Origin of the sequence: Aequoribacter sp. (genome assembly GCF_965659035.1) — a bacterium.
Taxonomy (GTDB): Bacteria; Pseudomonadota; Gammaproteobacteria; order Pseudomonadales; family Halieaceae; genus Aequoribacter.
In genome coordinates, this window is the sequence record NZ_CBFHWH010000077.1 from 1 (window position 1) to 9,618 (window position 9,618).

Genomic DNA, 9,618 nt, shown 5'->3' on the forward strand with positions numbered 1-9,618 from the left:
CTTATTGCCTTCTCGATCAACAACAGCCACCGGGGTATTGGGCTTTAATTTGCCACGGGTAATGCGCCCCACACCAATAACACCCACGTAGCTCGAGTAGTCCAAAGCTGAAATTTGCATTTGCAATGGTGAATTCGCGTCAACCTCTGGCTCAGGCACACGCTCGATAATTTCGTTGAACAAAGGCGCCATATCGTCCGCCATGTCGTTAGGATCTAAGCCGGCGATACCCTGAATAGCTGAGGTGTAAACAATTGGAAAGTCCAACTGAGTCTCGTTGGCACCTAAACGGTCGAACAAGTCAAACACTTGGTCAATAACCCAGTCTGGCCGCGCGCCCGGGCGATCAATTTTGTTCACTACAACGATGGGGTTCAAACCACGCTCGAAGGCTTTAGAGGTTACAAAGCGCGTCTGTGGCATTGGGCCATCGACAGCATCGACCAACAACAATACCGAATCGACCATCGACAATACACGCTCTACCTCGCCGCCAAAGTCGGCGTGCCCGGGTGTATCCACGATATTGATACGATAGTCGGACCAACGAATCGCCGTGTTTTTCGCCAAAATGGTGATACCACGCTCACGTTCTTGGTCGTTACTGTCCATGACACGCTCAGCGCCATCTGAACGGCGATCAAGAGTGCCCGATTGCTGTAACAAACAATCCACTAAGGTTGTTTTACCATGGTCAACGTGCGCGATGATCGCGATATTGCGGAGCTGTCTAGTCAAGGGGGTTTACCTCAGTAGGATGGGCTAGGCCAAAAATGGCGCGCAGTATACAGTAGGCCGAGAATGCAAGCTATGGCAGTATTACCGTTACATCATCACATCCCCAGCGCAAAAAGATCTGCCCACCGCTACGCTACTCACCTTCAAAAAGCTCGCCACGGCCAGCGGCGCACCAAATTGGTACCCGCTCGCACCAATATGGCACAAAAATATTGTTTAGATCCATCCGCTCTGTCTTCAAACCCACAAAAACAGTGCGAAAACACCAAAATCGGTGCACAATAAACATGGCATACATATTGCTTTTGAGTTGTTAGCGATTTTGAACCAAGGATCACCATTACGGCACACCTGGGGTTCACACAACCGCAAACAGGCAAAAGCCCGCAATCAACGGAGGAATTACAATGTCAGAGCATACTCTGGATCTTATTAAAAGCAGTGAAGCACGCTGGGTGGACTTACGCTTTACCGACACCAAAGGTAAAGAACAACACGTAACCATTCCTGCGTCAGAAGTGGACGAAGACTTTTTCGAAGACGGCAAAATGTTCGATGGCTCATCGATCGCCGGCTGGAAAGGCATTAACGAATCAGACATGATCTTAATGCCCGATGACGTTGCGTCTGTGTTAGACCCGTTCACCGATGATGCGACCGTTATCGTTCGCTGCAACATCATCGAACCTACCACGATGCAGGGTTACGATCGCGACCCTCGCTCGATTGCACAACGCGCAGAAGACTACCTGAAAACAACGGGTATCGGTGACACCGCATTCTTCGGTCCAGAGCCTGAATTCTTCGTGTTTGACGATATCAAATGGCACGCAGACATCAGCGGTGCAGGCTACACCATCAACTCCGAAGAAGCTGCATGGGCATCAAACCTGCATTACGATGGCGGCAACACCGGTCACCGTCCAGGCGTTAAAGGCGGCTACTTCCCCGTGCCACCAGTCGATTCGCTGCACGAATTACGCGCGGCCATGTGTATCGCCATGGAAGAAATGGGCCTACCCATTGAAGTACACCACCACGAAGTGGGCACCGCGGGTCAATGTGAGATCGGCGTTAAGTTCAACACCCTGGTGAAAAAAGCCGACGAAGTTCAAATTCTGAAGTATTGCGTATTGAACGTTGCCCATGGCTTTGGCAAAACAGCGACCTTTATGCCCAAGCCATTGGTCGGTGACAACGGCTCAGGCATGCACGTTCACCAGTCTATCGCCAAAGACGGCGTTAACATGTTCGCTGGCGACGGCTATGCAGGACTGTCTGATACTGCACTGTACTACATCGGCGGTATCATCAAACACGCTCGCGCCCTGAACGCATTTACTAACGCGTCTACCAACAGCTACAAGCGTTTGGTGCCTGGCTTCGAAGCACCCGTTATGTTGGCTTACTCAGCCCGTAACCGCTCTGCGTCGATTCGTATTCCTTACGAGCCAAGCCCTAAAGGCAAGCGCGTAGAGGTACGATTCCCTGACCCAACGGCTAACCCATACTTGGCCTTCGCAGCGATGTTGATGGCGGGTATTGATGGCATCAAGAACAAGATTCACCCTGGCGACGCCGCTGATAAAGATCTTTACGATCTGCCAGCAGAAGAAGCCTTGGCGATTCCAACCGTATGTTCTTCGCTGCAGCAAGCGCTTGAGTCACTGGACGCAGACCGCGCATTCTTAACCGAAGGCGGCGTATTCTCTGATGACATGATCGATGCTTACATCGACCTGAAAATGGAAGAAGTGACCCGCTTGAACATGACGACCCACCCCGTTGAGTTCGACATGTACTACTCCTGCTAAGCGACACCGCTCAAGCACAAAGCCCGCCACTGGCGGGCTTTTTTATTGCTGACACAAACGATCCGCTCTGCTAGTCTGGATATCCTTAAGAAACACTCGGTTTTTAAATGCGAATTGCTCTGTTGTTTTTGATGCTAACGCTCTCTAGCTTCGCACAGGGGCAGACCCGAATTTACAAAGTAGTGGATGCAAATGGCAACATTACATTCACCGATAAGCCGCCCATAAGCACCCAAGAAGAGTCGAGCGCCGTAGAGCTCAATCAAATCAATATCAGTGCACCGCCGCCGGAGCGTGCGCGCAACGCCCGTATCGACAACAGCAAGCCAGAAGGCAATATCGACTACGACATCACCATCACCAGCCCGCCAGACAGCACGACCATTCCTATGGGACCGGGCAACTTCTCGCTCAGCGCCTCGGTTAGCCCTGCGCTAGAAAATGGCGATAAATTGCAACTCATCCTCAACGGTGAGCCTTACGGCAGACCTCAAAGCACCAGTACTTGGGGCCTGACAAATGTACTTCGTGGCGCTCACGATCTGTCGATTCAGGCAGTGAGCAACTCAGGTAAAGTGCTCTCACAATCACGCCCTGTTCGCGTCTATGTACTGAGACCCTCCAAACTCTATCGCAACTAGCGCACCAAATTGGTGCAATTGAGTTTGAGCTGTGCTCAAATAGGGCGCAGCGCTCGACAAAACACCCGCTACACTCGCGATTTTTGCGCCAAATGGCGTTTTCTTGGGTCTCGATCAGCACCAAAAGTTGGCGTCATTCTTGCTAGGTGTTAGCGAATAATTCGCATTTGCTGGCAGATCACGGTCTGCCTATAAAATGGAAGGCACTCATGGCCCCAATAGATACAATCGATAGCTTAAGCACCGGTGTAATAACACTGGACAGTGAGTTGTGTATTTGCGCCATGAACTCCGCTAGCGAAGCCATGCTTTCCACCTCGAAAGCCCGCTTGGCGGGCACTCATTTTATTGACCTATTGAAGAATGCAGACGAAATGGTGCCTCAAATACGCGCTGCCATTGAAGCCCATACGCCCATCACACAACGCAGCGTTACGCTGCAAAATAATGGCAACGAGCCCGTCACAGCTGATTTGACGATAACCCCATCAAGACCCGATCGCGATGGCAGTCTGTTGATTGAGCTACACCCAGTCGATCGGATCATGCGCATCAGCCGAGGACAAAATCTCCTGCAGACCACTGAAACGACGCACCAAATCGTCCGCGGACTGGCTCATGAGGTGAAAAACCCACTGGGCGGTATCCGCGGAGCGGCACAATTGTTGGCCCGCGAACTCGAAGACCCCGATCAACTTGAATATACTCAGATTATTATTCGTGAGGCCGATCGCCTAAGAGCCCTGGTCGATCGTCTGCTTGGCCCGAATAAACCCGTAGACCGACTCCCATTGAATGTACACGAAGTGCTCGAGCACGTGCGACGCCTGCTCGAAGTCGAGAGCGACCAAAAGGTCAGGATCGAGCGCGATTATGACCCAAGCCTCCCAGACATTATTGGGGACCGCGCTCAGCTGATTCAAGCCATCCTTAATATCGCTTTAAACGCTATTCAGGCCAACGACGGTGAGCACGAATGCCTGATTACTCTGCGCTCCCGCGTCCTGCGTCAGTTTACGATTGGCGCAATCCGCCACCGCTTAGTTTGTAAAATCGATATCGAGGACAACGGCCCAGGCATCGACGAAGCGCTAATGGGATTAATCTTTTTGCCCATGGTCACCGGCCGGGCGGAAGGTACAGGCCTGGGCTTGTCGATATCGCAAAGTATTATCAATCGCCATGGCGGTCTGCTCGAGTGTCAGAGCGAACCGGGCAAAACCTTATTCTCACTATACCTTCCCTTGGAGCTAGATCATGAGTGATACCTCAAACGTGTGGGTCGTAGACGACGACGATTCGATCCGCTGGGTACTAGAACGCGCTCTCACCCAGGCGGGGATAAAATGCCGGTGCTTCGAAGAAGCCGACAGCCTGCTGGCAGAGATCAAATACGAACAACCCGACGCCATTATCAGTGACATTCGAATGCCGGGAACCGACGGGCTCGCCATGCTAGACGAGCTACACGCGAGCCTCCCAGAACTACCTATCATCATTACCACAGCGCACTCGGACCTCGAAAGCGCGGTCGCCTCATATCAGCAAGGTGCGTTCGAATATTTACCCAAACCCTTTGATATCGACGATGTAATTGCCATCACCGAACGCGCCATCTCACATCGCCGCAAAACTTTAAAGACCTCGGAGGCTAAAGAGGAGGCGCTTCCTACCACCGAGATCATTGGCGAGGCGCCCGCAATGCAGGAGGTGTTTCGTGCGATCGGACGCTTAGCGCACAGCAATATTACGGTGTTGATCAACGGCGAATCGGGTACAGGTAAAGAGCTTGTCGCTCGAGCATTACATCGCCATTCACCTCGTGCCAGTGCGCCATTCATCGCACTTAATATGGCTGCGATACCTCGCGACCTAATGGAGTCAGAGTTATTCGGCCACGAAAAAGGGGCTTTTACCGGTGCCGCTCAAAAACGTGAGGGCCGCTTTGAACAAGCCAACGGTGGCACCCTGTTCCTCGACGAGATTGGCGATATGCCCGCCGAAACCCAAACACGGCTACTTCGAGTACTTGCCGACGGTGAGTTCTATCGAGTAGGCGGGCACGTCGCGGTAAAATCCGATGTTCGAATTATCGCTGCAACCCATCAGAATCTTGAAGAACTGGTTCGCAAAGGCGATTTCCGCGAGGATTTATTTCACCGCTTAAATGTCATTCGGATTCATATTCCACGCTTAGCTGAGCGACGCGAAGATATTCCAAAATTGATGCAGTACTTCTTTCAGCGCGCTGCCGAGGAATTGGGTGGCGAGAAAAAAGTTCTGCTGCCTGAAACCGAGAAATACCTGTGCACACTCGACTGGCCCGGCAACGTGCGCCAGTTAGAAAACACCTGCCGATGGATCACCGTTATGGCATCAGGACGGGAAATCCACATTGATGATCTCCCTCAGGAGTTACGCGAACCCACTGTTCACCAGACGATAGATTCGCCCTCAGATTGGGGTGGACAGCTCCGCGAGTGGGTCAGCACCCAATTAGCGTCAGGGCGACAGCATATTCTGGACGAGGCAACACCGCGATTCGAGCGCATCGTCATTGAAGCGGCCCTAAACTACACCGGCGGCCGCAAACGCGACGCTGCAGAACTGCTAGGCTGGGGCCGCAACACGCTAACGCGCAAAATGAAGGAATTGGAACTATCCAGCCGGAGCTAAGCGTCTTACACTAGCGCCATGTTTCACGTTGTTTTATTTGAACCCGAAATCCCACCCAACACAGGCAACATTATGCGCCTGTGTGCCAACACGGGCTGCGAACTGCATCTGGTTGAACCGCTGGGGTTTAGCCTCGACGAAAAGCGCCTCCGTCGTGCGGGCATGGATTATCGCGACATCAGCGTGGTAACCAACCACCGCAACTGGGAAGAGTGCCTACAAGCTATTTGCGCTAAAAGCCCGAGCACACGTGTTTTTGCCTGCACAACGAAGGGCTCTCAGGCTCATACAAAGGCCGTTTTTCAGTCTGGCGACATTATTTTAATGGGCCCAGAAACTCGAGGCTTACCCCTGAGTATCATCGAATCTACCCCGGCCGAATATCGCATTCGTATTCCGATGGCACCTGAATCAAGAAGTTTGAATCTATCGAACGCCACCGCAGTGATTCTGTACGAAGCACTGCGGCAGACAGGGTTTGAGGGATTGAGCTAAAACCCTAGTGAGTGGCTTCGCCTTGCTCAGCAGCTTGCGCTTGAGCTTGTGCTAAAGCCTGCTGATACAGCGCATCAAAATTTACTGGCGCCAGCATCAAAGCTGGGAACCCGCCTTTAACCACCATCGTGTCGATACTTTCGCGCGCGTAAGGGAACAAGATATTAGGCGCTGCCGTGCCTAACAAGCGACGCAGGGTCTCGCCCTCGAAGCCTTTAATAAAGAAAATACCGGCTTGCTGAACTTCGATTAAAAACGCGGTCTCGTCCTCGATTTTAGCCGTTACCGTAATGGTAAGAACCACTTCAAAGTTGCCCTCTTCATCGATTTTGTCGCTCTTGGTATTCAGATCGATGTTGATTTTGGGCTGCCACTGCTGACGAAACACACCGGGCGTTGCTGGCGACTCGAAAGAGACGTCTTTGGTGTAGATGCGCTGCATCACGAATTGTTGTTCTGGCGCCTGTGCTGCACCTGCTTCTGCTGTAGTTTGCTCGTCGGCCATGTAGCCGTCCTCCATTTATGGTTGGTTAAAAAATGTATCGAGTTTACCGGCACGCTCGAGCGCAGCCATGTCATCGTAACCGCCGATATGGGTGGTTCCAATCCAAATTTGTGGTACCGAGGTACGCCCCGCTTTACGCGTCATTTCCTGACGCAGCTGCGGATCGCCATCGACCGCTATTTCTTTGTACCGAATATTTTTCGCATTGAGTAAATGCTTGGCGCGAATGCAGAAGGGGCAAAATCGCGTGGTGTAAATAACAACTTCTGGCGTCATGACTTGGTGACCACCGGCAATTGCAACGCATCCCACTCCATCATGCCGCCCTTCATCTTGTAGACGTCGCTGAAACCGGCTTCCAACAACTGCTTGCTAGCGCCTGACGCTGTTTGACCCATACGACACACAACAATCACAGGCTTATCTTTGTAAGCTTCAAGCTCGCCCACTCGCGAACCCAACTTGGCATTGGGGATGTGGACACTATCGGCGATGTGGCCTTTTTTGTAATCTGCGGCTTCGCGAATATCCAAAAATACGCCGCCGTGACTATTCACGCGAGCAATCGATTGCTGTGGCGTTAACGCGGGCGCACCACGCGATAACTCGTGACGAATAAACATCACAATCAACACCGCCAGCGCAGCAAATAAGATCCACTGCTGTCCAACGAACTGCAAAAATAAACTTGTGTTCATGACCTACCCATTCAGAGGCTGAAGCTTGCCCGTGTAGATTTACCAGCTAAGCGGCGCAGTATACAGGCTCAAGCGGCGTCTCACCAGCGCTCGGAGCCCGCAAGGGTGCACAGAAACGCAAATCCCGATTCGACACCAGCCCTACTCGGCGGAGTCCGCTTCCGTTACAATACGCAAGTAGTAAACACCTAGCGTCAAACTCTCGGAGACCCCTACTAGTGCCCGACAAAACACCTACCCTACTGATTATTCTTGATGGCTTTGGTCACCGCGAAGCGAAAGAAGACAACGCCATCGCAAACGCCAGTACGCCGACATGGGATCGCCTGTGGTCGCAGCGCCCCCATTCGCTTATTTCTGGCTCAGGTCTCGACGTCGGGCTACCCGACGGGCAAATGGGCAATTCTGAGGTGGGCCACATGAGTCTTGGCGCGGGGCGAATTATTTACCAGCAAATCACGCGCATCGACAAGGCCATCGAAGACGGTGAATTCTTCAGCAACGCCGCGCTATGTCAAGCGATTGACAGCGCCCAGGCGCACGCTGGGGCGGTACATATTTTTGGACTTTTGTCGCCAGGCGGGGTCCACAGCCATGAAAATCACATCATCGCCGCCATGAAACTGGCGGCCCAGCGGGGGGCAACCAAAATTTATTTACACGCCTTCCTAGATGGCAGAGATACGCCACCACGCAGTGCTAAAGCATCCTTACAAGCCGTGGAAGCCGCATTCACAGAACTGGGCAAGGGACAAGTGGCCAGTGTGGTAGGGCGTTATTATGCGATGGATCGAGATCAACGCTGGGATCGAGTCGAACAAGCATACACTTTGATTACCGAGGGCAAGGGTAAATACACGGCAAGTTCGTCACTCGAGGCTCTGGAGCAAGCCTACCGACGCGATGAGAATGATGAGTTTGTCGCGCCCACCGCAATTTCCACCGGCGAACCCATTCGAGTCGAAGACGGCGATAGCATCATTTTTATGAACTTTCGTGCTGATCGCGCCCGCGAAATCACCCAATGTTTTGTCGACCCTGACTTCAATGGATTCGAGCGCCAGCGGCCGCTTAAGCTTGCTAATTTCACCTCGGCAACCGAGTATGCCAAATCATTACCAACTGAAATTGCTTTTCCCAGCGAGAGTCTCAGCAACGTGCTAGGTGCCTATCTCGCTGACCTCGGCAAAACTCAACTACGCATAGCCGAAACTGAAAAATACGCCCACGTAACTTTCTTCTTTAGCGGCGGCCAAGAGACTCTGTTCGACGGCGAAAAGCGCGAGCTAATCCCGTCTCCTGATGTCGCGACTTATGACTTACAACCCGAGATGAGCGCCCCAGAAGTCACCGCCAAACTCTGTGAAGCTATTCGATCAAAACAATTCGATTTGATCGTCTGTAACTACGCCAACGGCGATATGGTGGGACACACCGGGAATTATCAAGCAGCTATTAAAGCGGTCGAAGCGCTTGACCAATCGCTGGCACAAGTAGAGCAAGCCCTCGCCGAGGTCGGAGGCCAAGCACTCATTACTGCCGATCACGGCAACTGCGAGCAAATGCTCGACTACGACAGTGGGCAGTTACACACCCAACACACCACGGAGCACGTGCCGCTTGTCTACGTCGGCCCAAAAAATATCAAGTTCAAACAAACTGAGGGGCGCTTAGCCGATATTGCACCTTCGTTATTGCACCTTATGGAACTCGATATTCCCGCGGAAATGACCGGACAATGTTTGATTGAAAACGCCTAGAGCCATTTTTGTACGCTTGCTGCTATGCGGCGCGTTATGCGCTGCAACAGCAGGCGGCGGCCAGGCGCAAACAGAAGATCGAGAACAAGCGACCGCAGAGCTGCAACAAGTCAGCGATAAGATCAACCAGGTCGACGCGCAACTCAAACGCAATGCAGCGCAAATTAGTCGTTATCAGACTGAGATTGAGTCAAGCGAACGCGCTATTTTTGGTACTCGCAAGAAAATTGCCGACGAACGGCTAACTCTCACGCAACTAGACACCGAACTGTTAAAACTGGAAGCTGAACA

The 9,618-nt window shown here is 52.3% G+C and carries 11 protein-coding genes; 7 read left to right on the forward strand and 4 right to left on the reverse strand.

Annotated features, from left to right (window positions below; genetic code table 11):
* The coding region (locus ACTF5Z_RS09780) for a GTP-binding protein (RefSeq protein WP_438985471.1) at positions 1 to 738 on the reverse strand (738 nt) is incomplete at its 3' end.
* Positions 739 to 1,145: 407 nt separating this feature from the next.
* On the opposite strand from ACTF5Z_RS09780, the gene glnA reads away from it, so the two are divergent.
* The 5 genes from glnA to ACTF5Z_RS09805 all read left to right on the forward strand — a co-directional run bounded on the left by glnA (position 1,146) and on the right by ACTF5Z_RS09805 (position 6,364).
* Positions 1,146 to 2,552 carry a glutamate--ammonia ligase gene (gene glnA / locus ACTF5Z_RS09785; RefSeq protein ID WP_438985472.1) on the forward strand — a complete coding sequence of 469 codons (1,407 nt, stop codon included), beginning with the start codon at positions 1,146 to 1,148 and terminating at the stop codon, positions 2,550 to 2,552.
* A 107-nt stretch (positions 2,553 to 2,659) separates the two neighbouring features.
* A complete protein-coding gene (locus ACTF5Z_RS09790) occupies positions 2,660 to 3,193 on the forward strand; it encodes a DUF4124 domain-containing protein (protein ID WP_423849445.1) in 534 nt (177 codons plus the stop codon).
* A 209-nt stretch (positions 3,194 to 3,402) separates the two neighbouring features.
* A complete protein-coding gene (gene glnL, locus ACTF5Z_RS09795) occupies positions 3,403 to 4,458 on the forward strand; it encodes a nitrogen regulation protein NR(II) (RefSeq protein ID WP_438985473.1) in 1,056 nt (351 codons plus the stop codon).
* Positions 4,451 to 5,869 carry a nitrogen regulation protein NR(I) gene (gene glnG, locus ACTF5Z_RS09800; protein WP_438985474.1) on the forward strand — a complete coding sequence of 473 codons (1,419 nt, stop codon included), beginning with the start codon at positions 4,451 to 4,453 and terminating at the stop codon, positions 5,867 to 5,869. Before glnL ends, glnG begins: the two co-directional genes overlap by 8 nt.
* Positions 5,870 to 5,887: 18 nt before the next feature.
* A complete protein-coding gene (locus ACTF5Z_RS09805; protein ID WP_438985475.1) occupies positions 5,888 to 6,364 on the forward strand; it encodes a tRNA (cytidine(34)-2'-O)-methyltransferase in 477 nt (158 codons plus the stop codon).
* 4 nt (positions 6,365 to 6,368) lie between these two features.
* On the opposite strand, the gene secB is transcribed toward ACTF5Z_RS09805, so the two are convergent.
* Genes secB through ACTF5Z_RS09820 form a run of 3 tightly spaced genes read right to left on the reverse strand, consistent with a single transcriptional unit; the run spans position 6,369 to position 7,567 of the window.
* Positions 6,369 to 6,869: a protein-export chaperone SecB gene (gene secB / locus ACTF5Z_RS09810; RefSeq protein WP_423854999.1), complete on the reverse strand. Its 501-nt coding sequence runs from the start codon at positions 6,867 to 6,869 to the stop codon at positions 6,369 to 6,371.
* 15 nt (positions 6,870 to 6,884) lie between these two features.
* Positions 6,885 to 7,145: a glutaredoxin 3 gene (grxC, locus tag ACTF5Z_RS09815; protein ID WP_438985476.1), complete on the reverse strand. Its 261-nt coding sequence runs from the start codon at positions 7,143 to 7,145 to the stop codon at positions 6,885 to 6,887.
* The gene (locus ACTF5Z_RS09820; RefSeq protein WP_423849451.1) at positions 7,142 to 7,567 is read right to left on the reverse strand and encodes a rhodanese-like domain-containing protein; all 426 of its coding nucleotides are present in this window, start codon (positions 7,565 to 7,567) and stop codon (positions 7,142 to 7,144) included. Before ACTF5Z_RS09820 ends, grxC begins: the two co-directional genes overlap by 4 nt.
* A 218-nt stretch (positions 7,568 to 7,785) precedes the next feature.
* Between ACTF5Z_RS09820 and gpmI the strand changes: the two genes are divergently transcribed.
* On the forward strand, positions 7,786 to 9,327 hold the full coding sequence (gpmI, locus tag ACTF5Z_RS09825) for a 2,3-bisphosphoglycerate-independent phosphoglycerate mutase (protein WP_438985477.1): 1,542 nt from the start codon (positions 7,786 to 7,788) through the stop codon (positions 9,325 to 9,327).
* Positions 9,314 to 9,618 (forward strand): hypothetical protein (locus ACTF5Z_RS09830; RefSeq protein WP_438985478.1); only part of this gene is annotated, 305 nt, incomplete at its 3' end. The genes gpmI and ACTF5Z_RS09830, both read left to right, overlap by 14 nt.

Bases quoted from the DNA above. Each gene is read 5' to 3' on its own strand.
- glnA (WP_438985472.1), top strand. From the start codon at position 1,146: ATGTCAGAGCATACTCTGGATCTTATTAAAAGCAGTGAAGCACGCTGG.
- ACTF5Z_RS09790 (WP_423849445.1), top strand. From the start codon at position 2,660: ATGCGAATTGCTCTGTTGTTTTTGATGCTAACGCTCTCTAGCTTCGCA.
- glnL (WP_438985473.1), top strand. From the start codon at position 3,403: ATGGCCCCAATAGATACAATCGATAGCTTAAGCACCGGTGTAATAACA.
- glnG (WP_438985474.1), top strand. From the start codon at position 4,451: ATGAGTGATACCTCAAACGTGTGGGTCGTAGACGACGACGATTCGATC.
- ACTF5Z_RS09805 (WP_438985475.1), top strand. From the start codon at position 5,888: ATGTTTCACGTTGTTTTATTTGAACCCGAAATCCCACCCAACACAGGC.
- secB (WP_423854999.1), bottom strand. From the start codon at position 6,869: ATGGCCGACGAGCAAACTACAGCAGAAGCAGGTGCAGCACAGGCGCCA.
- grxC (WP_438985476.1), bottom strand. From the start codon at position 7,145: ATGACGCCAGAAGTTGTTATTTACACCACGCGATTTTGCCCCTTCTGC.
- ACTF5Z_RS09820 (WP_423849451.1), bottom strand. From the start codon at position 7,567: ATGAACACAAGTTTATTTTTGCAGTTCGTTGGACAGCAGTGGATCTTA.